Consider the following 20,770-nt stretch of genomic DNA (forward strand, 5'->3'; position numbering starts at 1 on the left):
TCTCGGCGCTGGGGTGGGTGGTTGGTCAGGCGATCGGGCAGGCGATGCCGAGCTGCTCGCCGGTGCGGCCGTCCGGGCAGACCGGGACGGTCACGACGCGGGACTCGGGGCCGCGGGCGATGAGCGCCACGCACTCCTCGGAGAAGGCCGCGGTGTAGTCGTTGGTCTGGAACTTCGTGCTGTCGTGGATCACGCCCAGCGAGATCTCGCCGCCGCGGCCGATCTGGAACGTGCCCGCCGGGTGGATCAGGAACGGGATGCTGTCCGGCCAGTCGGTGGCCGGGGTCGGGCCGCCGATCTGGGTCGGCACGTTCGGGGACAGGCCACGCGCCCACTGAACGCGGACACCCAGGGTGGCGAACGCGTTGACGATGCAGGACTCGTCGATCTCGTCGCAGGCGACGCCGTTACGGCGGGCGATGTCGGCGAGGAACATGGCCTTCGACCACCACGGGAAGACGACCTCGATCGAGATCGACTCACACAGGGAGTGCCGCTCCACCATGTCGGCGGCCTGCAGGGCGACCGCCGCGAAGATCGCGGAGAACGCGCCGAACGTCTTGGCGATGGTGACCGGCGTGGACGCGGCCACAGCCTGGTCGAAGAGGACCTGACGGACGCGCAGCTCGTGGGCGACCATCGTGTTGCGCTGGTACCAGGCGACCAGCTCCGGGAAGTGCCGCTGCGTCAGGATGCCCGCCTCCAGGCAGACGCCGACCGCGTCACAGCGGATCTCGTCCGGCTCCGGGCAGGGGATCTTGAAGCAGGGCTTCACCGCGCCGCTGATGTCGTCGGCCTCGGTGTGGACGAACGTCATCGAACCGACGTCCAGCGACGGGATCTTGAAGAACCGCAGGCCGCCTCGGGCGAGCTGGATCTCGGGGGCGTCCCACAGCATCTCGGGGCACGCGATGTCGGTCAGCTCGTACACCGTCTCCGACGGCGCACACCAGCCGCCCGAGGCGACGATGTTGCCCTGCGGCAGGCGGGACTGGTCGGCGGCCAGCAGGACCGCGCGGGTGCCCTCGGTGCCCGACGAGCTGTCGTTGATGATGAGGTTGTTGTCGAACGGCAGCCGGTACGAGGCGCACAGGCCGACGCCGCCGCCGGCCGTCTTGAGCGCGTTGGCGCGGCGGATGATGCCCTCGGTGACGCCCTCCATGTCGAGGGGCTGGCCGGGCTGGTAGCCGGGCACGTCGACGGACGCGGTGATCTCGGGGCGCGGGTTCGGGTCCGGAGGCAGTACGCGCGGCTGGTGGACACGGACGCGGGACAGGTCCAGGGCCCGGGCCTTGGCGACCGCCCCGGAGGCGGTGACCGGCTTCTCGGGCTCGGGCTCGGCGACCGGCTCGGGCTCGGCCGGCTCCCCCGGCTCGTCGGCGGAGGCCGTGGGCTCCTCCGGGTCGTCGCCGCGCACCGCTGCGGCCAGCTGCTCGATCTCGGCGGCGGCCTGCTCGGCCGCGGCGATGCGCTCGGCCTTCTCGGTGCGGATGTTCTCGACCGCGGTGGCCAGCTCACGGAGCTTGGCCAGGTCGTCGGTGGTGACGGTGCTACTGCCCGCCTTGGCGTCGAAGGCCTTGACGGCTCCGTCGAGAAGGTTGTCCAGTTCCTCGTCAGTGAGGGCGGTGATGTCCTCGGGAAGGGAGAACTCTTCCATGGGACGGATCTCCAATGATCGATCTTGGAGACCCGGCCCAAAACCAGCGGTCGTCTAGCGGAATCTTAGCCTCACCACGCATATTGAGGCGGGACCTGTTCAGCGCGGAGAACTCTGCAAGGGGGCGTGCGGTACCCCCTCAGGCGCCTGGATCACATGACCTGCGTCACATTTGTACAGGTCGGGAAAATACCGGGCTTGTACAACGAACTCAAGATGGTGTAGGTGCGCCCGCCGGATATCGCTGCACGTTGGAGGCCATGGGGTGGCTCGGCGAACCGTCAGAGGCCCCTGGTCGGACGGGGTTTCGGGGGCACGCGTGAACAGTTGTGGTCCACTTCACCTTCCTTGATTCTGCGCTGTGAGGGGTGCGCCAATTGTTGCGGCACCCCAACCGGGGTTCCCCCACGGGCCTTTGGCCGCAGTCGTGCCCTGTCATGACTGCGGCCCCCTGCTGGAACAGGGGGCCGCCGGGTGTCTGTAGATGACCTGAAAGGTCGGTACCCGTGTTCAACCGTAGTGGTGGACGCGCTGAGCGCAAGACGTACGAGACGAGGCTCACGCCCCGGAAGCGGAATCTCCTCTTCGCTGGAGGTGCCTCCGTGGCCGGTCTCGGCCTCGGCGTCAGCGTCCTGACCGGCACTGTTACCCCGGACCAGGCGACCGCCGTGTCCACCGTGAGCAGCGCCACGACGGCCGTTGTCGCTCTCGTGCTCCGCCGGAACCCTGGATCGGGCCCGGACGAGAGCGGCGCAGTCAGCCTCGACAAGTAGCAGGGCAGCGGTGAGGTCCTGGGGCAGCAACACCGCCCCAGGACCCCTCTCGCTACTGACCGGCGGCGGCGGACTTCTTCGTGGACTCGTGGATGATGCGCCCGCTGGACTGCTCACGGACCTTCGCGTCCACGTACCGGTTGGCGATGGCCTTCACCGTCTCCACGTTGGAGTGCTTGAAGACCACCTTGTCGCCGGGGATGACGGCCTCGAACGTCTCGGGCTTCGGCAGGTTCGTGGTGTCGCCGTTCTGGCGGGCCTGGCGGTTCTTGCCGCAGTTGCATCCCATGTCAGCTGTTCTCCTTCGGTGTCGCGGCGCTTGCGGTGATCTCTTCGGGAGTGATGGCGAGGGAGGCCTGCAGGGCTTCGATCTCGGCGCGGCGGGCGGCCTCGCGCTGGGTCATGGCGTCGAGGAGCCGGTCTACGAACGAGTCGGTCAGCAGGGCTGCGGCCAGCTCGTCAGCAGCGGGGACCGGCGGCTGTCCGGACACGCTGTCCGTACGCTGTCCCGGCTGGTCAACGGCCGTGTCCGGGCCGGGCTCGGATGCTGTCCGGGCGGTGTCCTGATCTTGTCCGGACACGGTGTCCTGGGCGGGCAAGAGGCCGGCGGCCGACGCGGCGAGGGCCAGTTCGGCTCGTTCGGCGACGGCGTGCATCGCGGCGAGGAGCGGCGAGGAGTGACCGGGCACCGGCACCGTGAGGACGGCCCGCAGCTGCCACTTGCCGTCTCGGCCCTGCTTCAGGTGGTAGCTGGGCTGGCACGCCGCGAACACCGACCGGTCCCACTCGGACAGCCACGGGGCTGCCGCGCCGGAGAACCACAGGCCGCGCGAGCTGAGGCCGACGGTGATGATCCCTCCGACGGTCCTTGTGTCATCGAACTGGCAGGACGCGGTCTCGCATTCGGCGCCGTCGCGGTGGTGGCCGACGTTCATCGTCATCGCGCCGACTCGCACGGTGGTGCCGTCGTCCAGTTGCCGCTTGGCGCGCAGGAAGTGCGTGAGGTCCAGGCCGTGGGCGGACAGCTTGCGCAGGGTCAGGTTCTTGCCGGGGTAGCCGGCGTGCGGCTCGTCCATGGTGGCGACGAACCCGAACACGCGGCCGTCCTTGTAGTGGACGCCTCCGGAGCCGTCGGGCAGCTCCTCGACGGTCGGCTCCTGGAACCATGCGGCGGGCATGGGCGGCATCTGCTGCAGGGCGTGCCACGCGGACGCCTCGATCTCCGGGGGCAAGCCGAGCGATGCGGTCTCGTCCGCCCACGGAGGCCGGATCGAGTCGTCCTCGTAGGCCTTGGCGAGCGCCGCGTACAGGTCGTCGGCGCGGGAGCGCAGATCCGGCATCTCGTCCTCGGGGATGTCGGCGCCGCCCATGCTGCCCTGCAGGACCGCCGCGGCGGCGAACACACCGTTGGCGACGATCTCCAGGCGCGGGCTGCCACCGTTGTCGAAGACGTCGGCGTAACCCAGCTTGTACGCGTCGGCGGTGGCCGGGTCGGCGTCCGGGTCGCGGTACAGGAACGCGGACCCGAGCTTGTCCGGGTCGACGTTGCCCTGGTCGTCGGTGGCCCAGTCCAGCACGCGGCTGCGCGCCTTGTCGCCGTCCCACTTCGCCTCGCGGTCCTCGTGGACCGGCAGGTCGGTGCTGCCCGAGACAGCCGCGCTTACCTCGCCTTCGGGCAGGTCGGAGGCGCCGACGTACTGGCCGGGCGCGAGCCGGACGATCCGGCCGTTCTTCGCCGCGCGCCCGAGGTGCCCGCGCGCCGACTGCATGCTGATGTCGAGGGCGTTGGCGACCTCCCGGGCACCGACCGCCACGGGCGACGTGCACACGTAGGTGACGACCCGCTCGTGCGTCTCGGAGGCCGCGGTGAGGACGACCGCCGGGGCCGCCGACGCGGCCTGTTCGGCGGGGTCGAGGACGATCCGGGCCCGGTTGTAGGCGGGCATCGCCACGAGGGTGGCGCCGCGCAGCCGCGCCTTGGTGATGCGGATCAGGAAGTCGCCGGACTTCTCCGAGTGGACGACCAGGCCCTCGTCCAGGTTGTCCGGGTCGCCGGCCGCCGCGGTGAGCGCACCGGAGCGGGCGAACGCGGTACGGATCGTGGCCGCGTTAACAACGCCGCCGGGGCCGGTGATGACCTGCAGATCGAACCGGTTGCGGGCGATGTGCCCGCCGGTCGAGGCGGTCCACTCGGGGCGGGTGGCGCCGGACAGCATGATCGAGCCGTCCTCCATGCGCATCACGCTCGCCTCGGCGAGGTGCGCGGACGCGAACAGCCAGTCGGCGTCTTCCGGGTCGAGCGTCTTGTCCACGAACTCCACGTCGACGTCGTCCAGGTCGACGCTCACGCCGAGCGGTGCTTCCTGCTCCAGCAGCATCACCGCGTCCTGCCCGGTGTGCCGGTTCAGGTAGAGCACACCGCTGGCGGTGATCCGGTTGCCGTCGCGCATGACCGTGTTGATGGCGCCGCACAGTTCGGCGCCGTCGTGGCCCATGCCCATCTCTTCGGCGTACTGCAGCGGCTTGGGGTCGCGGTCCCAGTACAGCGATCCGGGCGTGAACACGCGGCCGTCGCCGGTCTGCTCGTTCTCGAACGCGATGGCCGTATCGCCGGGCGTCGACCACGCGCGCGTCGTGATCGGCTCGGCCACGACGTCGGCCCGAGCGGTTGCGGGCATGGTGGTTTCCTCCTGCTGGGGGCCGAGGGGGATGTCCGTGTACTCGCCGGCGAAGGCGACGCGGACGCGATCGAAGCGGACGGGGCCGAGGCGGTCTTCGAGCTCGGCGAGGTCGCCGTCGCCGTACGTGGCGGTGACATGGGCAACCCATGGGGAGTGCTGGTCGGGCACCTGCTCGTCGTCCAGCTCGCTCTGGCGGATGGCGTACCTGGCCACGTTGCGCAGCTCGTGCAGGTACGGGCTGGCCTCGAGCCGGTCGTCGCCGGTGTCGTCGCTGACGGCCCACACCCAGCACGGTTCGTCGCCGTTGCCGTTCCACCGGTTCACGCCGAAGATCCGGCCGGGCACGGGCCCGAGCCCGCGGTCTTGTAGCTCCTGGCGGAGCAGGTCGATGAGGCTGGCGCGCTGGTGGGCGGGGAAGGCGTCGGCCTTGCCGAGGAACCACATCGTCAGGTGCAGCTCGTCGGCCGGTTCGCCGCCGTCGACGGCGAGGCGGCCCAGGTCCTCGTCGGACGGGACGAGCGCGATCATCGCGCCGGTGTGCCCGCCCGCCGCGGTGACGGCCTCGGGGGTGCTGGCAGGTACGAGCTGGTAGTCGGCGCGGGTCGTGGACAGTGCGCGGCGCACCGCGTCCTGCACGATCCGGCCCACGGCCTTCAGATCGAAGACGCCGGTCGGCGGGACCTGGTCACGATCGAAGGCGGATGCCCGCCTTTCGGGGTGGACTGCAAGGACGCAGCGGCAGTTGACGACCTGGTCGGCGGGGGCTGTCGGGTCGTGTGGGGCGTCCATCGGGATGCCGCCGACGGTGAAGTGTTCGCCGAGGAGCCGGATCTGCCCGTTGGCTTCCTTGTGGTCGTGCCGTACGCGGTCGTCGCGCTGGCTGATCCACTGCTTCACGATCGGGGCGTCCGTGCCGGTGACTGCCCGTGCTGCTTCCAGCGTGGCCGTGTTCCAGGCCCGGCCTGCCTCGGTGCGGGCGATGCGCTCCTCGCGTGCGTCGCCGAGCTGCGCCCCCTCGCGGGCGAACCGCTCCCGAAGCCGGGCCCGCAGCTGCTCGATGCTGTCGCCGGCGTCGACCCCGGCGGCCAGCTCCTGGCGGGCGGCCTCGGCGAGCCGCTCACCGACGGCCCGCATCAGGTGCTCGGTCGTCGTGACGTAGCTCGACATGGGCGGGGGCAGGCCGCGGCCGTCGTCGTACCGGCCGGGCAGGTCGTTCCACTCCGGGGGCAGTTCGCCGCCCGAGTCGTCGGCGGCCTGCTGCGCGGCGGTCTCGGAGACCCGCAGGAGGCGGCGCACGATGCGCGGCATCCGGTCGGTGAACATGCGGGCGATCCGGGAGACGGAGAAGCGGGCCGCGACCAGCTCGGTGGCGTCGGCGAGCTGCTGGGCGAACTCGTCGGCCACCTCGGTGAGGACGGCGCTCACCTCCTGGGCGACGTCCTCCTCCGCCTGGTCGAGGAGCGCATGCAGGTCAGCCACGGTCGGACTCCTTGAACTCGTCCAGGGCGGTGATGGTCGGGCACGGGTACGGCACGAACTCGTCGCGGGTGCAGTGGGCGCAGCCGCCGAAGTCATCCGTGTGCAAGGCGCGCAGCCGCTCGACGGCGGCGATCAGGCCCACGTGCTCCCAGCGCGGATGCGGCAGGGCGTCGCAGTGCAGGCAGACCGCCCAGCCACCGGCCGGCTTGGGGCCGTCGTCGTCACGGACCCGTGCGGTGACGACCATGAGGGCTTCCCGGCCGCACTCGGGGCACAGCCGCTCGTGGGCCACGGTGACGTCTGTCTCCGGGGCGGGCGTGACAACGTGCTTCGCCACCTCGTAGCGGTCGTTCTCGTGGTGGCGCCAGGCCGCCATTTCCTCGACCGGGTAACGGTCCGGGCAGTGGGAGCACCAGCCGTGCACGCGGTGGGAGGCCACCGAGTGCCCGAGGGGCGCCTGGTACTGGGGGTCAGCCACGGCTCACCTCTCGGTCGTCCGGGTCGGAACAGATTTCGCACCACGCCCAGTCGCCGACCGTGGAGACACCGTCAGCAGTGAGGACCACGACCTGGCCGACGAGCCGGGTGTAGGCCTTGCAGACGGGGCACCAGTCCTCGCGTGGCGTGCCGGGGTCGATGGCGACGGTGAGCGGTGCTGGTTGCGGCATGGCGGGTCTCCCTGCGCGGCGGTCATGCGGCCAGCCCCAGGCACGAGGTGAGGACGCCGGGCACGACGTCGTAGGAGTGCTCGATACCGGCGGCGATCAGCTCCCGGGCGTAGGAGTCGAGCGAGGCGGTCAGGCACTCGGGGCTGAGGCCGTACCGTTCGGCGATCTCGGGGACGCGCCGCCATGCGCCGTCCAGGAGCCGATACTGCTCGACTTGGCCGGGCTCGACCCGCCACACGGTGTGGAGGGCGGCGGGCTGGATCTCGCGGGCCTTGGCTCGCTCGGGGCGCGGGCAGATTGGGGTCCGCATCAGCTTGTCGCCGGCCGAGGACAGGGCGGCCCAGATCAGGCCGTCCGCTGCGGCGAGGAGGCCGTCGCTGGCCCTGGTGGCGGCGGAGGCGGGCAGGGTGGCCGGCTCGTCGGCGGTCTCGTCCACGGGCAGGTCCGGCTTGGTCGGCGGGTTCTGCTCCTGCTGCTGGTCCTGCGGCTGGTTCTGCTGCGCCTGGTCGGCGTTCTTCTTCTGCCGTTCGGCGATCTCCTCGGGGGTGGGTGCGTCGTCCTCGGTGAACCCGGTCTCGCGGCGGAGGGCTTCGTCGGAGATGACGCCGCGGTCGTGCGCCTGCAGGGCGGTCTCGGACCGGTTGGTACGCACCCGCAGCGGGGCCGTGTCGAACCAGACGAGCCAGCGGTGCCAGTCCTCGACGTTCTCGGCCTGCAGGAGCGGGCGCAGCCACTGCTGTGTGAGCGCGTACGAGACGGTGGCGAGCTTGGGCTCGATGCCCATGCGGATGGCCTCGCTGGTGAGCATCCAGGCGCCCCAGTGGTTGGCGTCGCCGAGGCCGAGGAGGATCTCGGCGGGGATCTCCAGCGAGTTCGCGAACCGCCTGATGGCCTCCTCGCGGAGCTTCAGCGCCAGTTCGTCAAAGCTGCTCTCGAACGTGAGGAGCTTGAAGTCGGAGATGCTGTCGGCGGGGACCTCGAGAACGATCGGCACCGTCGCTGCGGCCGATTCGGGTTCGCGGATGGCGGTCTCGGCGACCGTCATCAGGATCTCGATCAGGTCGTCCTCGGCGTCGTTCTGCGTCGAGGTGGTCGGGAACCTGGTGCCCTTGGGGACGAGGAGGATGCCGCGGCCGGTGAGCCGACTCCTGGCGATGGCCTTCACCGCGGCGTTCAGCAGCAGGAGTTCTTCCAGCAGGTCGATGCTGGAGCGGACGGGGCTGTCGGCTTCGATGCTGCGCTCGGGGTCCGGCTCCCACACGCGCAGGGCCACGGGGGTGTCGGGGTCGAGGTTCTCGGGGTCGCCGGCCGGGATCACGATGTCGTCGCCGTCGACCTCGGCGGTGAGCTTGCCGGACTGCGGGCGTACCTCGCGGGTGGACAGCACCCGCCAGTCGTGCCCGTCCTCCGGGGAGTCCGGCGAGAGTACTTCCGAGTTGGGGCGGATGACGATCCAGCCCTCGCCGGGCACGGTCAAGTGCTTGCCGAACGCGCCGAGGAGCTTGGACTGCCCGTCGGGGCCACCCGCGATCTGGGCGACGATCTCCGAGGCGCGGTGGTTGTCGGGGGCGCGTTCGATCGAGCCGTCTTCGGCGCGGCGGCCTGCGAACAGGACGGCGCCGGACATGGCGTTGCCGATGTAGTTGGCGGCGAACCGGACTTCGGGGACGAGGTGGTACAGGTCCCAGGCGCGGTTCTGCCATCCCTGGTCGGTGGCGCTGGCCTTGCCGCGTCCGACTTTCCGGTCGATGTAGCGGGACGCTGCCGCTGCGATCTCGCCGCGCATCAGCGGGCCGTGAGGTCGCCGAGCGTGTCGTCCACGCGGTTGAGGAAGACGGAGGCGCCGGCGACGGCGAGCCACTCCAGGCCGTGGACGACGAGCGGGGCCTGGTCCCACTGGCCGGAGGCGAGGAGCCAGGTCGCGAGGATGGCGCCGCTGATCCACCAGCCCATGCAGTACACGCAGGAGATGAGGGAGACCACCCACTCGCGGGGCTTGCTGTCGGGCTTGCGTGTCTGCCAGTCGAAGACGGCGCCGCGCGCTGGCTCCAGGATGGAGTCATGCACGGCCAGTTGGGTCGCTCGATACCCGGCGGCAGCGAGGACGACAAGCTCCGGAACGCCGATCATTCCCAGCCCCTTGCTGAAGATCCTTCGGAATGCGGCGGCTCACTATAGGCACACACCGAAAATCCTGCTTCAGAACTGATCTTCCACAGCAAGGTTTTGATCATCAGGCGGGCTTATGTGGCTCGCCCTGGTCTGTCGGCTCTGTTACGGTTCCGGCTCCGTCCTCCTTGGCCCGGAGTGACGAGCGGGGCGCCGGCGGCTATGCCGCTACAGCGTCCGGACGGCAGGTGTCGCGCAACCCCAGCCGCCGGCGACCCGCCAGCTCTGCCCAAGTTCGAAGGGCAAGCGAGTCATCGCGTTCATCACCGAGCGGGGCGCGCAGATCAAGAAGCTCGGGAAGGTCTTCCGGAAGCGGGCACGCAAGTACATCGCGGGCTTCCAAGCTGTACGAGGGCGACAAGTTCCGCACTTCGACGTCGAGGACAGACAGCCTCGGTGGCGGACGCGTACACCCCGACCTCCTTCGACAGCCAGCCAACGAGCCCGCCCATCGCCCATGGTCAGGGACCCGGAGGTCCTCTACGAGGTGGAGATCTAGAGCGAAGGGCGAGCAGGAGATCCGCTAGAGAACCCGCCCCATTACGTCCTGTTACAGGTGGAATCGAGCGCGGCCCGGACGCCCCTTCTATCGGCACCCGGGCCTGTGACATGCGCAACTTGGGCGGCCCATTGCACGGGGGCTACCCCAGCGTGTGTCAGCACTACCCACCACAATGTTTCACGGCGGCCGTTGGGACCCGCCGCCTACATGGCGGCGGCCCCCTGTGTGCGAGACAGGAGGCCACCGACTTCAGGAGCAGGAACAGCCAACCGAAGGAGGTCACGATTCCCACCGAACACGAGCCTACGGGCTCCCACCGTCAAAGCAACTCTGACCAGCACCTCGACGGCCCCCCTCTTGGGGAGAAGCCCCAGCGCGAGCACCCGAGTGCGGCCCGGTCGCAAGCCCGTCGGATGCTGGACACCGCGAGCGATGAACTCGTGCGATGGGCGGTGAAGGCGTCTACAACTGGCCTGGTTGCGGCGGCGGCCTACTGGGTCGAGCACCACTGACCCGGTGTCGGCTGGGACGTGCGAGGCAGTCCCAGCCGGCCCTCCATTCGCGAGGAGATTCGGGGAGATGGGATACGTCGGCAACGGCGAGGTCGACGTCTCCCCGCTGATGCACGGCGAGGTCTTCGTCAAGGGCGACTACGCGCGGAACGACCTGCCCGGGTCTGCCTTCATCAGCGTTGCGTACGTCCGGGACCGGCTCAGGTACCACCGCCGGTCACCGTTGCCTCACACTGGCACTCCGACGTACCACCCGCAGCGGAAGGACCACGCATGGCCGCCAGCGATATCGCGCAGAACATCTTCGATGAGGGCGAGAAGGTCTACTACGCCGAGGGCAACGAACTGAAGGTGGGCGAGGTGCTGCAGATAACCGTCGACGGCGACGTCAAGATCGCCTCGCAGTTCGCGGACAACATCCTCACCCGCCACGAAAAGCAGGTGCTTGCGCTCCAGACCCGCGCAGAGAAGGACTGATCACGCAGCAGGAGTGCCCGGATCAGAACATCGCCACGGTGCCCAGCGGGCCGAGCGGCGTCTCCTCCGGCTCCTGGCCCTCGCCGGCCTCCACGAACTCCAACTGCTCGGCAGGGCGCGGCAGGTCCACGATGGCCAGCGAACCGGGGCAGGACACCAGGGAGTCGCCGTAGCGAGCACGCCGGTCGGGCGGATCGTGCCGCCACAGCCGGCCCTTCCCAGGGCTTCCAGCGACCATCCCGGCCGCGATGGACCGTGTGCACGCCTTGCAGTGGACTCGGGGCAGCTTCACACCGACCAGTGTGGCGCCAGCTACGGCATCACTGCCCCACGTCGTTTGATCAAAGTGGGTGCATGCGCGCGCACTGGCTGAAACCCTGAAGATCAGAGCACCAGCGCGCCAGGGGGGGAGCTGAGTTCGTTGATCATTCTGGACACGAGCATTCTTCGGTCGTTCAGCCCGGAGAGCAGCACCGCCGACCTCCTACGAACCATCAGGACCGCCTGCAACGAGGGCATTGCGGCACCGTGGATGGTGATGGAGGAGTTGGCAGCTCAGCAGGCAATCAAGTACCAGGAGCTGCACGACCGGGCCACACAGGCCGTCGAGGCGCTCCGACAAGCCAGCCCGTGGGGCCTGGACGTTGAGGTCGACCCCTGCGATACCGATCTGGTCCGGGAGCACTGGCGGAACACGTGGGGCCAGTTCCTCGGCACGATCCCCACGAGTGATGAAGCCCTGCGAGAGGCCCTCTTCCGGGAAGCGAACCTCCTGCCGCCGTGCAAGGAGTCGAAGGGCCAGAAGACCGGTTCCCGGGACGCGGCGATCTGGCTGTCTGCGGTGCAGTACGCGCACGAGCACCCCAATGAGACGGTCTACTTCGTCAGCGCCAACACGAGGGACTTCGGCGACGGCACCTCGTACCCCTACCCGATGGACCAGGATGTCGCCGACGTGGCCGACCGGTTCGTGCACTTCACCAGCCTGGACCAGGTGGCGAGCCGCTTTACCGAGCCGACCGAGGTGGATGAGGCACTCGTCATCGAGATCCTCAAGTCCGCAACTGTCCTACAGGACATCGCGAAGACGGCTGAGACGTCCTTTCCGATCGGCCTCGCCCCAGCATTCGAATGCACCATCCCGCTGCCGGACGACCGCTCGATTGTCGCTCCAGCGTCGGCGTGGCTCACCGCCGCAGCACATCTGGGCTCAGTCCGAGACATCCAGGCGTACCGCGTCGGTGACCACGAGTGGTGCACTGCTTCCGTCGAATGGCACATCGCCGGAATCGTCCACACCGACCTGCTGGGGGCGATTTCAGGCGCCGTCAGCTGGCCGACGGCGGTGCTGTTCAGTCTGAATCGCGAGAACCCAAGTCTGACGGTCCTACGCTGGGCCCTGCCCCGTCCGGTCAGCGAAGAGACACTTGAGGCACTGGATATTCCAGTGCCCAGCGCGGCAGACCTCGCTACGGCTATGGCATCACTCAAAGCCGCGAGCAAGGCTGCCCTCGATTGGCTGCACTCGAAGCACAGTCTGTCGAGCCCCTACGAGTCAGGGGTGGTCCGGCAGATGCAGATGGGTGAGACATCTCCGGGCTGATCGTGGCCCACCTGTGGGGGCAGACCGGAGGTGCTGCCGCTTATGGGCGCCATGCCTCCTTGTACTCCGGGTGCTTGTCGTACAGAGCGGCGAAGCCCTGGGTGACAGGGCAATCGTCGCCGTCCATGCGGCAGACGACCATCGGCGTCGTCTCGTGCCCGTCGTCAGCGGCGACGAGCACCGGTTCGTGTTCTGCCAGAACGACGCTGCGCAGGAACGCCGTCCGGGCCAGGACCCGGGCCGGGTCGTGCCGGCCGATGTAGTCGGCGAGGTCGGCGTCCAGCTCCGCGGTCGTCTTGGACTCACCGCCGTCGTCGCGCTGTAGGAGGAGGTGCTTGGTTCCCCACAGGTACTCGACGGCTTCGATGTGGTCGTAGCCGACGCGGCGGGCTGCGGCGTCCTCGTCGTCCAGCCGCGCCATGCAGAACGCCCACACCTCATCCAGCCGGACTGGGCTGCCGTCTATGGTCACTTTCCGATCCTCCGTCCGTACGCCTGGGCCGCGCCGCCGGGTGGCCGGCCGCGCCCGTACTGGCCGGGCTGCGGCGCGGTCGGCAGCGGGGCGTGAACGATAGCGCCCTGGTTGACCTCCGGGATCAGGCCGTACACCAGGACACAGGAGGCGTCGATCCGGCCGGGGCTGTCGGAGTCGGTGGGCTGCCACGTCGCCCACTCGTTCTCCAGGTCGACGAACGCTCCGCGCAGCCGGATGCGGTCCTCGACCATCTGCTGGGCGATCGGCTCCGCGCGGAGCAGCTTGCCTTGCTTGGCGCTGACGGCGTCGATCATCGGCATCAGCTTGCCCTTGGGGATGCGGCCCTCATCCTGCAGCGCCTGCCAGGCAGTACCGATCGCCAGCGTGCACATGTCCCGGCCGTAGTTCCACTCCACGTAGATCACCCCGGCGTTCGTCTCGTGCGCCAACAGACACGCGGTACGGGACCACTCGGCCGACGACATGGCCTTCGTCTTGTCGTGGGTGATCCAGACGCGGTTGTCGGAGCCGAGGAAGCCACCGATGACGCCCGCGGTGTCCCGGCCGCCGCCGGACGGGTCGATCGACACGGCGATCTTCTGCGGCTCCACCACGGTCACGCCGTCGCGGATGGAGCGCAGCAGATCGCGGGAGACAAGCGCGCCCTCGGACGGCTGCGGGTCACCCTGCGACAGGGCGTGCCAGTCCCGCACCGTCGACGTCCGCTTGACGTCCTTCCACCAGGCCAGCAGCGCCCGCCGGTTCCTCGTCGGGATCTTCGGGTGCGGCAGCGGATCGCCATCTTGGCGGCCGAGCGGATCCGGGCCGAACTTGCTGGGGTTGGCGATCGCCGGGAGGTGGACGACCTTCCACCGGCCACCGTCCTCCAGGCGGCCGTCCTCCTCCAGCCGGCGGCCCGCGAAATCATCGGGATGCCAGCGGGTCTGGATCGCCACCACGGCGTTGCGGTCCGGCTGCAGACGCTTCAACGCGGCCGACGACCACCAGTCGTGCACGCGGTCGCGCATCTTCTTCGACTCGGCCTCCGCGCGGTCCTTGTGCGGGTCATCGACCACAAGCAGGTTCACCGGGAAGCCGGTCAGCGAGCCGCCGAGCGGCACCGACCGGACACCGCCGCCCTGGTTCGTGTCGTAGTCCTGCGCGGCCTCCGACCCGGGCAGCAGCGACAGCCCGAACTCGCCGCCGTACTCGTTGATGTACTGCCGGATCGCCTTACCGCGCCGCAGCGCCAGGTCATCGGAGTACGAGGCGACGGCCACACGGTCCTCGCCGTGCAGCAGCAGCCACCAGAACGGAAACCACTCCGCCACCGTCGTGGACTTCCCCACCTGGGCCGGGGTGTAGATCAGCAGCCGGTCGTACTCGCCGCGCTCCAGGCCCACGAGCGAATCGCTGATGACCTTCAGGTGCGGGCGCATCCGGTACCCGGAGTCCAGGCCGCGAGCGAGCGTCGCCGGGTCCCGCAGCAGGTCCCGGGCGGCTGCCCTCTTCGCGGCCTGCAGCCGCGCGTACACCGCGGCGTCGTTCAGGTGGCCCAACTCCGGGGCGAGCGTCAGCGTGGTCATGACTCACCGCTGTCTTCGTCCACCGGCTCCGCCTCCCGCTCGCCGGCCTCCTCGTCGTCCTGGTCGTCGCCGAGGTCGTACGTGCCGTCGTCCTCGTCGTCGCTGTCGTCCAGGGCCTGCGCGCGGCGGGCGACCGTCGCGGCCAGCTCGGCGAGCCGTACGCGCCGCTGCTCCGGAGGCAGCTTCTCGAACTCCTGCACCTGGACCGTCAGCGGGTCGCCGCCGGGCCCGGTGACCGCGATCGTCTCCGTCGGGTCGCCGAACAGGTTCCTGCGCAGCCGCATCGTCGTCTCCACGAACCGCGTGAACTCCATGACGGTCATCGAGCCGACCTGCTGCTGAATGTGCGGCAGCGCCTGGCCGACCATGCCGGTCATGATCCGCAGGATCTTCGCGTCATCGCGGGCGGACTTGCGGCGCTCCTCCTCCATCTCGGCGGTGTACTGGCGCTGCTGGTGGGCGTCCCAGGCCGCAGCACGGTCCTGCCAGCGGTATTCGGCGGCGAGGGCCCGTACGTGGCTGTACGAAAGTGCTAGCCCCTCTGACGCTTTTGCAAGGGTTCTGGTGAGGCCGAGGTCGCGGAAGACGAGGAAGCGGGAGTGCCGTTTGGGGGTCTCGCCGGGCTGTCGCTCCCACGGGTCGAGGGTGGGGTCGAGGGTGATGCGGTCGCTCATGGGTGCTCACGGTCCTTCGTTCCGCCCTGTGGGCTGGGGGCGGGTGCTCCGGGGGTAGGCCTGAGCCCGCAAAGCTGGTGAGCGGTGTGGGGGCTTTGCGGGCTGTGGCCGTGCGTGGGTGCCGTGTGGGGCGTGGGCTAGGCGGTGACTGCTTCTGCCTCGGCCTTGGCGGCTTCCTCGGCTGCTTGCTGGACTTCGCGGCGGGCGATGTCGGTGAGGAGGGCGATCATGGTCGTGAAGTTGCGGACGTCCTTGCAGCGGCCGAAGGCGTACACCGCTGATGCGAAGTCCTCGAACATCTCCACGGGGGCGACGCCGACGAGGTCGGTGCCGTTGGCGATGGCGGTGATGGCCTCCTTGAAGTCCTCCATCTGGTGCGGGAGGAACATGAGGGTGGCGGAGCGCCAGTCGAACTCGCCGTGCGGGATGGCCAGCTTGGTGTCGTCCGGTTCGACGGTGGGGAGCTGGTCCTCGTCCAGGCCGGTGGCGATCAGGTCGTCCACGTTGTCGATCATCGCGACGAGCTGTGCGAGGACGTCCTTGTCGGGGTCGCCGTGCAGTTCGTTGTGGGCGATCTGCTTGGCGATGACCTCGGAGCGGCGCATGGTGCGGGTGTCGATGATGGCGGGGATCTGCTGGAGGCCGGCGGCCCGTGCGGCGCGGGAGCGGTGATGTCCGGAGATGACCTCGATCGGGCCGGTGCCGCCGGGCTGGTGGCAGTACGGCAAGGACTCGACCATGCCCCGCTTGCGGATGTTGCCGGTGAGCCGCTCGAAGTGCCGCGGTTGCATGACCTGGGCGTTGATGTCCTGCTCGCGGAGCGAGGCGACGTCGACCCAGCGGATGTACAGGTCCTCGCCGATCTGCATGACGTCGCGGGCCGGGTTCTCGGTGCTCCAGGACATGCCTGTCGGGCCGGGGTCCGGGGCCTGCGCCGGCTCCTGGTCCTGGGAGGCCGGGGTGGTCACTTCTTCTTCGCCTTGCTGCGGCTGGCGCGCCATGCCTGCTCCTTGGTGATGAACGCGGTGAGGGTGGTGGGGATGTCGTCGGTGGACCAGTCGGCGCGGTACGACAGCTTGTAGCCGTCCGGGTGCTTCGCCCGCGACTCCAGCTGCATGAGCCCGCGTAGGCCCTTGGCTTCGGGGTGCCGGGTGTACTCGACGGTGACGAGGCCGTTCGATGCGGCCAGCAGGATCTCCGAGGCGCCTGTGAACACGAGCTTGGCGCTGTCGCGGCGCAGCGCGAGCATCGTCGCCAGGCGGGTCAGGCGGAGCTCGTAGTGGGGGGCGCCGAACGCGAACCGCATCAGCAGGTGCGTCGTGTACTTCGTCGCGCCCGGGTACGGGCGGGTCATGGTCTCGGCGCCGTAGCCGATGACGCCGGCGACGTAGCCGTCCACGATGACGAGCATGTTGTACGAGCCGGGCGCCGCAGCGAGGCGGTGCATCCACAGGTCGCGGTAGTAGTCGACCTCGGTTCCCTTGGCGGGGACGACCTCTACGCGGGACTGTTCGGTGACCTGGTGGTCCGGGGGGATGATCGGTAGGGAGGTAGGCGCGGTGGACCGGGACATGCCCAGGGCGACCTTGGGGCCTCCGGTGAGCTTGAAGATCTCCTCCGGGCGGTTGCTGATGACGAAGGCGCGGGCGACGTCGCCGAGCGGGTGAGCGAACACCGGGGTCTCGTGGGCCGCGATGCCGCTCCGCTCCTCCTGCAGGAACATCAGCAGGGCGGCCTTGTCCCGCATGTGGTCGGCGAGCCGCTTCATGTCGACGTCGGGGTCGAACACCGAGTAGGGGGGCTCGTTCCACTCGACTCGGCCGCCGGTGTCGAAGAACTTCTCGAAGCCGGCCTTGTACGTCGGCGGCGCGGCGATGATGATCGCGTGCGGGTCGTCTTCGGCCTCGGCGATGTGGTCCCACATGCACTTCGGGGTGAACTTGACGCCGGGGAGCCGGTCGGCGATCTGCTGGAGCGAGCCGACCAGGCGGGCCTTGTGCTCGTCCTCCCGCTCGATCATGTCGGTGACGAGGTTCGTCCAGTAGTCGACCTCGGGCTTGGCCTGCATGCGGGCGAGCCAGTGGACGTACAGCATGTGTGCGGCCTGCTCCACGAGCGGCGCGTCGGGGAGTTCGACCGGCTCGCCGTCGAGCGTCATGCCCAGCGACGTGAGGTCGCCGCCTGACACGCAGGTGCCGACGATGCCGGTGTAGAGGGTGACGTCCGAGGTCTCCATGCACGAGGGCGGGACGCCCGCGTTGGCGGCGACGAGGGCCGCGGCGAACGAGCCGACGCCGACCTCGACGTAGCGGGTGTATTGGTCGCGGGGGAGCTTGTTGAAGACCTGCCGGTAGAAGGCGCGGTCTGGCGCTGAGGAGTTGCCGGCGAACAGCACTCCGGGTGCGGCGAATCCTGCTGGCATGCCTGTCCCTGGGGGAAGGTGGCGGATCGCTCGGCCCACAACCAGCAGCGTTGGGCAAGGGTAGTCGCTGACCTGCTAGGGACTGGTGGCTACGGTTCGCGACGATGTTGCATCCGGGCTTCGTCAGAGTGTTCCAGTCGTTTTCGTTGTTTCGGCTGGTCCAGTCCGCGATGGTTTCCGAGATGAGATCCGCGATGCTGTTCGCAGTCTTCGGTGCAGCAGTTGGCTGCAAACTATGTATCCGAGACGTCTGATTCAATGACTCCAAGGATTGCTGTAGTCTCGGAACAGCTTCCTGGTTACGTATTTCGATGGCGTAATCGGTGAAACGACCAAGGCCCCGCCCTCCCGCAGGTTGCGACCCTACGGATCGCGAGGACGAGGCCCTGGCTTGGTGGTGTGGGCCCTGGCCGAGCTGAGCGCTCAGCTGGGGCTCACGCGTTTCACGGACGGTGCTCGATGAGCCACGCGAGCACGAGGAAGACCTCGCAGCTCGCGCTCACACGCTCCGAGGAGACGTGTGGCCGTACGTGTTCCTGCCACCGATCCGTCAGCCACTTCAGCAGCTTCAAGACCGGCTCCTTCCATGAAGCGGGGCGTACCCCGCGCCACAGGGAACGCGGTCGCGCCCCCACGTGGTTGGTGCGGTCCGTCCCCCTGAAGGAGTAATCAAGAAGATACAGCGCGGGCCGGACCGATCCGCCACTTGGGACCGTAGTTGGTAGCCGTTGTAACCGTGCCTTTTTCAACTCGCCGCAGGTCAGCGGCCTTTGGCCGTTCCAGAAATCACCCGTTCGTATCTGGGCTGAGGTTCAGCGTACGGTCCTTGCGTGTGGATAACCGCGGGGATGTGACTTGCAGTCAGGGCTCGGGGGTGAGCCCGTTCGCCAGGCTGGGATGTTGCCGGGTATGCGAACGCCCCCTATCCCAGGGGATAGGGGGCGGGGTGGACCGCGAGGGAGGACTCGAACCTCCAACCTCCGGCTACGAGAACCGGTGCTCCATCCAATCGAGCTGCTCGCGGGTGATGGTGGGATGGTAGCAGTTCAACCGGTGTGCCGGATATGCCCTCTTGGCGGGCTCTGGGCTGCGGTGCGGCCGGGGGCCGGGGGGGTGGTGGTGCTCCCCCGGCCCCCGGGCCGATGCGGTGACCGGCTGTCAGAACAGGGTTTCCGGTGCCGACGTCTTCGACTGGGGGGCCGTCGGCTGGCGCGTTCCCGCCCCAGCCGGGTTGGGGAGTTCGAGGACCTCCCAGCCGTAGCGCTGGTCGAACCATTCGGCTGCCCACCGTCGATGGCAGGCCTCGCCGCCATTGACGTCCTCAAAGCACATCAGGACGCCCGGCAGGTTCGGGTACGACTGGGCCACCTCGTCCAGCGCGGCCAGGATCTCGGCCTCGTGCCGTACGAGCCGCTGCCGGTACACGCGGCGCTCGATGGGGATGTCGTCGATGCCCTTGAGCGGCGGCCTCATCAACTCCCACGGGGCCAGGGCCTTGATCTGAATGAAGTTGTAGCGGACGAAGCGGGGCCGTCCCACGGTGATCCCGATGGGGATTCCGGCGTCTTCCCGCCAGTTCTGGTAACGGCTGGTCACCAGCGGCAGCGGCTGCGGGACTTCGACCCGTTCCACGGGCGGTTCGGGCCCGTCGAGGCCGAGACTCTTGAGGTCGATCACTGGTCTTGCCCTTCTGTGGTGATGTGTCCTGCCTTCATCTTTCACCAAGCCTCCGGGTTTACCCTCGTAATCCCGATTGGTTTGGTCGATGGGGCCCCGCCGTGCGGGACCCCTGCGCCTCCCGGGTCAGGAGGCGCTGGTCTCGGTGGTGTTGGTGGCCTCGGCCTCGGGGGCGACCCGGAGGGCTCCCGCGAGGACGGTGGCCGCGGTGGCGGCCTTGGCCAGGTTCTGGGCGGCCTTCGTGGCGACCTGCCGCAGGTGGTCGATGCGCATCTTGTTGCCGGGGATGCCGCCGTGCGCCCCGGAGAGGAGGAGCGCCAGGGTGTCCGGGTCCAGGTCGGCGATCTCCTGGAGGATCTTGCCCGCGTCCTCCAGCCTGCCGATCTTGCTGACGAGCTTCTTGCGGTCGGCCACGATCTGCTCGCGCTTGTCGACGTCCACGGTCAGCTCGGGGAACATCGTGTCGTCCACCTTGTCGGCGCCGGGGGCGTCCTCGGCCAGGACGAACATGACGCTCTGGCTGGCCGCTTCCTGCTCCTCGTTGCGGACCCTCGTGCAGAACATCTCGGCCTCCCTGGGGCTGTTGAACTGGCCTCGAGTCCAGCGGGCGATGAACGCGTTCTGGTTGGCCGGGCTGATCTGCGAGGCGTACCAGGCCAGGCCGACCGGCAGGTGGCCCTTCAGCAGCGCCTCCTGCACGGCGGGCACGAGCCTGAGGAGGGAGAGCCGCAGGTCCACGTAGTTCCAGGACCGGCCCACCCGCTTGGCGACGTCTTCGGCGGTCAGGCCGAAGTCCATCAGCTTCTTGAAGGCCCGCGCCTCCTCCAGCGGGGTCATGTTCTCGCGGCTCAGGTTCTCCGCCACCGACCGCTCGAAGCCTTCCAGCGTCTCCGAGCCGCCCGCCAGGCCGTGGGTGACGATCGCGGGGATGTCGGCCTTGCCCGCCAGCTTGGAGGCCCTCCACCGGCGCTCGCCCGCGATGATGGTGTACCGCTTGGTCGCCGCGTTGTAGCGCACGCTGATCGCCTGCTGGACGCCGATCTCCTTGATGCTGTCGGCCAGCTCCTGCAGCTTCTCCTGGTCGAAGATCTCGCGGGGCTGGGCCTCGTCCCGGTCGATGCGGTCGAGGGCGATGACCTTGTAGACCGTCTTGATCTCGGCCGGCGCCGCCGGGGCCGGGGCTGCCGCCTTCTTGGCGGGGGCCTTGCGGGCGGTCGGCTTCTTGGGCGCGTCCTTCTGGGCGGGGGCCTTGCTGGTGGCCTTCTTGGCGGCCTTGGCGGTGGCGGTGGTGGCGGTCATGGGCTGCTCCGTGGTGGTGAGTAGGTGATGTGTCGTGCATTCATCATTGACCGCACGATCCGGGATTATCCGCGTTATCCCGGTTGATTTGGTCAAAGAATCGCCAAGTATGCCCT

The 20,770-nt window shown here is 69.0% G+C and carries 19 protein-coding genes and 1 tRNA gene; 3 read left to right on the plus strand and 17 right to left on the minus strand.

Features of this window, described 5'->3' with window-relative positions:
- Nucleotides 1–25: 25 nt before the first annotated feature.
- A complete protein-coding gene (locus ACZ7OO_RS18065; RefSeq protein ID WP_471505732.1) occupies nt 26–1,657 on the minus strand; it encodes a major capsid protein in 1,632 nt (543 codons plus the stop codon).
- A gap of 602 nt (nt 1,658–2,259) precedes the next feature.
- Between ACZ7OO_RS18065 and ACZ7OO_RS18070 the strand changes: the two genes are divergently transcribed.
- Complete coding sequence (locus tag ACZ7OO_RS18070) at nt 2,260–2,430, plus strand: hypothetical protein (RefSeq protein WP_471505733.1); 171 nt, start codon at nt 2,260–2,262, stop codon at nt 2,428–2,430.
- A gap of 52 nt (nt 2,431–2,482) precedes the next feature.
- On the opposite strand, the gene ACZ7OO_RS18075 is transcribed toward ACZ7OO_RS18070, so the two are convergent.
- Genes ACZ7OO_RS18075 through ACZ7OO_RS18100 form a run of 6 tightly spaced genes read right to left on the minus strand, consistent with a single transcriptional unit; the run spans nt 2,483 to nt 9,388 of the window.
- Nucleotides 2,483–2,719, minus strand: coding sequence for a hypothetical protein (locus tag ACZ7OO_RS18075; RefSeq protein WP_471505734.1), 237 nt, complete (start codon nt 2,717–2,719; stop codon nt 2,483–2,485).
- A 1-nt stretch (nt 2,720) separates the two neighbouring features.
- Nucleotides 2,721–6,590 carry a phage minor head protein gene (locus ACZ7OO_RS18080; RefSeq protein ID WP_471505735.1) on the minus strand — a complete coding sequence of 1,290 codons (3,870 nt, stop codon included), beginning with the start codon at nt 6,588–6,590 and terminating at the stop codon, nt 2,721–2,723.
- Nucleotides 6,583–7,068 carry a hypothetical protein gene (locus tag ACZ7OO_RS18085; RefSeq protein ID WP_471505736.1) on the minus strand — a complete coding sequence of 162 codons (486 nt, stop codon included), beginning with the start codon at nt 7,066–7,068 and terminating at the stop codon, nt 6,583–6,585. Before ACZ7OO_RS18085 ends, ACZ7OO_RS18080 begins: the two co-directional genes overlap by 8 nt.
- Nucleotides 7,061–7,258: a hypothetical protein gene (locus ACZ7OO_RS18090; protein ID WP_471505737.1), complete on the minus strand. Its 198-nt coding sequence runs from the start codon at nt 7,256–7,258 to the stop codon at nt 7,061–7,063. The genes ACZ7OO_RS18085 and ACZ7OO_RS18090 overlap by 8 nt, the downstream gene beginning before the upstream one ends.
- A 22-nt stretch (nt 7,259–7,280) precedes the next feature.
- On the minus strand, nt 7,281–9,044 hold the full coding sequence (locus ACZ7OO_RS18095) for a hypothetical protein (RefSeq protein ID WP_471505738.1): 1,764 nt from the start codon (nt 9,042–9,044) through the stop codon (nt 7,281–7,283).
- Nucleotides 9,044–9,388: a DUF1360 domain-containing protein gene (locus tag ACZ7OO_RS18100; RefSeq protein WP_471505739.1), complete on the minus strand. Its 345-nt coding sequence runs from the start codon at nt 9,386–9,388 to the stop codon at nt 9,044–9,046. The genes ACZ7OO_RS18095 and ACZ7OO_RS18100 overlap by 1 nt, the downstream gene beginning before the upstream one ends.
- 1,326 nt (nt 9,389–10,714) lie before the next feature.
- On the opposite strand from ACZ7OO_RS18100, the gene ACZ7OO_RS18105 reads away from it, so the two are divergent.
- Entirely contained in the window at nt 10,715–10,918 is a 204-nt protein-coding gene (locus ACZ7OO_RS18105) for a hypothetical protein (protein WP_471505740.1), read from the plus strand.
- A gap of 22 nt (nt 10,919–10,940) precedes the next feature.
- Here ACZ7OO_RS18105 and ACZ7OO_RS18110 read toward each other — a convergent pair whose 3' ends face one another.
- Complete coding sequence (locus tag ACZ7OO_RS18110) at nt 10,941–11,210, minus strand: hypothetical protein (protein WP_471505741.1); 270 nt, start codon at nt 11,208–11,210, stop codon at nt 10,941–10,943.
- Nucleotides 11,211–11,339: 129 nt separating this feature from the next.
- Between ACZ7OO_RS18110 and ACZ7OO_RS18115 the strand changes: the two genes are divergently transcribed.
- Complete coding sequence (locus tag ACZ7OO_RS18115; RefSeq protein WP_471505742.1) at nt 11,340–12,521, plus strand: PIN domain-containing protein; 1,182 nt, start codon at nt 11,340–11,342, stop codon at nt 12,519–12,521.
- A gap of 40 nt (nt 12,522–12,561) precedes the next feature.
- On the opposite strand, the gene ACZ7OO_RS18120 is transcribed toward ACZ7OO_RS18115, so the two are convergent.
- The 9 genes from ACZ7OO_RS18120 to ACZ7OO_RS18160 form a co-directional block, all read right to left on the minus strand.
- On the minus strand, nt 12,562–12,993 hold the full coding sequence (locus ACZ7OO_RS18120; protein WP_471505743.1) for a DUF6221 family protein: 432 nt from the start codon (nt 12,991–12,993) through the stop codon (nt 12,562–12,564).
- Nucleotides 12,990–14,582, minus strand: coding sequence for a terminase large subunit domain-containing protein (locus ACZ7OO_RS18125; RefSeq protein WP_471505744.1), 1,593 nt, complete (start codon nt 14,580–14,582; stop codon nt 12,990–12,992). Before ACZ7OO_RS18125 ends, ACZ7OO_RS18120 begins: the two co-directional genes overlap by 4 nt.
- On the minus strand, nt 14,579–15,256 hold the full coding sequence (locus ACZ7OO_RS18130; RefSeq protein WP_471505745.1) for a hypothetical protein: 678 nt from the start codon (nt 15,254–15,256) through the stop codon (nt 14,579–14,581). Before ACZ7OO_RS18130 ends, ACZ7OO_RS18125 begins: the two co-directional genes overlap by 4 nt.
- 137 nt (nt 15,257–15,393) lie before the next feature.
- Nucleotides 15,394–16,257, minus strand: a complete 864-nt coding sequence (locus ACZ7OO_RS18135; protein ID WP_471505746.1) for a ParB N-terminal domain-containing protein — start codon at nt 16,255–16,257, stop codon at nt 15,394–15,396.
- Nucleotides 16,221–17,678 (minus strand): putative antirestriction adenine methyltransferase, encoded by a 1,458-nt coding sequence (locus tag ACZ7OO_RS18140; RefSeq protein ID WP_471505747.1) that lies wholly within the window; start codon nt 17,676–17,678, stop codon nt 16,221–16,223. Before ACZ7OO_RS18140 ends, ACZ7OO_RS18135 begins: the two co-directional genes overlap by 37 nt.
- A 443-nt stretch (nt 17,679–18,121) precedes the next feature.
- Nucleotides 18,122–18,250: a hypothetical protein gene (locus tag ACZ7OO_RS18145; RefSeq protein ID WP_471505748.1), complete on the minus strand. Its 129-nt coding sequence runs from the start codon at nt 18,248–18,250 to the stop codon at nt 18,122–18,124.
- Between the two features lie 375 nt (nt 18,251–18,625).
- A tRNA-Arg gene (locus ACZ7OO_RS18150) sits at nt 18,626–18,702 on the minus strand.
- A gap of 134 nt (nt 18,703–18,836) precedes the next feature.
- A complete protein-coding gene (locus ACZ7OO_RS18155) occupies nt 18,837–19,355 on the minus strand; it encodes a DUF488 family protein (RefSeq protein WP_471505749.1) in 519 nt (172 codons plus the stop codon).
- A gap of 126 nt (nt 19,356–19,481) precedes the next feature.
- Nucleotides 19,482–20,654, minus strand: a complete 1,173-nt coding sequence (locus tag ACZ7OO_RS18160; protein ID WP_471505750.1) for a ParB/RepB/Spo0J family partition protein — start codon at nt 20,652–20,654, stop codon at nt 19,482–19,484.
- Nucleotides 20,655–20,770 lie beyond the last annotated feature (116 nt).

The organism is Streptomyces sp. NPDC111744 (assembly GCF_055634995.1).

Bases quoted from the DNA above. Each gene is read 5' to 3' on its own strand.
- ACZ7OO_RS18065 (WP_471505732.1), bottom strand. From the start codon at position 1,657: ATGGAAGAGTTCTCCCTTCCCGAGGACATCACCGCCCTCACTGACGAG.
- ACZ7OO_RS18075 (WP_471505734.1), bottom strand. From the start codon at position 2,719: ATGGGATGCAACTGCGGCAAGAACCGCCAGGCCCGCCAGAACGGCGAC.
- ACZ7OO_RS18090 (WP_471505737.1), bottom strand. From the start codon at position 7,258: ATGCCGCAACCAGCACCGCTCACCGTCGCCATCGACCCCGGCACGCCA.
- ACZ7OO_RS18095 (WP_471505738.1), bottom strand. From the start codon at position 9,044: ATGCGCGGCGAGATCGCAGCGGCAGCGTCCCGCTACATCGACCGGAAA.
- ACZ7OO_RS18100 (WP_471505739.1), bottom strand. From the start codon at position 9,388: ATGATCGGCGTTCCGGAGCTTGTCGTCCTCGCTGCCGCCGGGTATCGA.
- ACZ7OO_RS18105 (WP_471505740.1), top strand. From the start codon at position 10,715: ATGGCCGCCAGCGATATCGCGCAGAACATCTTCGATGAGGGCGAGAAG.
- ACZ7OO_RS18125 (WP_471505744.1), bottom strand. From the start codon at position 14,582: ATGACCACGCTGACGCTCGCCCCGGAGTTGGGCCACCTGAACGACGCC.
- ACZ7OO_RS18130 (WP_471505745.1), bottom strand. From the start codon at position 15,256: ATGAGCGACCGCATCACCCTCGACCCCACCCTCGACCCGTGGGAGCGA.
- ACZ7OO_RS18135 (WP_471505746.1), bottom strand. From the start codon at position 16,257: ATGGCGCGCCAGCCGCAGCAAGGCGAAGAAGAAGTGACCACCCCGGCC.
- ACZ7OO_RS18140 (WP_471505747.1), bottom strand. From the start codon at position 17,678: ATGCCAGCAGGATTCGCCGCACCCGGAGTGCTGTTCGCCGGCAACTCC.
- ACZ7OO_RS18160 (WP_471505750.1), bottom strand. From the start codon at position 20,654: ATGACCGCCACCACCGCCACCGCCAAGGCCGCCAAGAAGGCCACCAGC.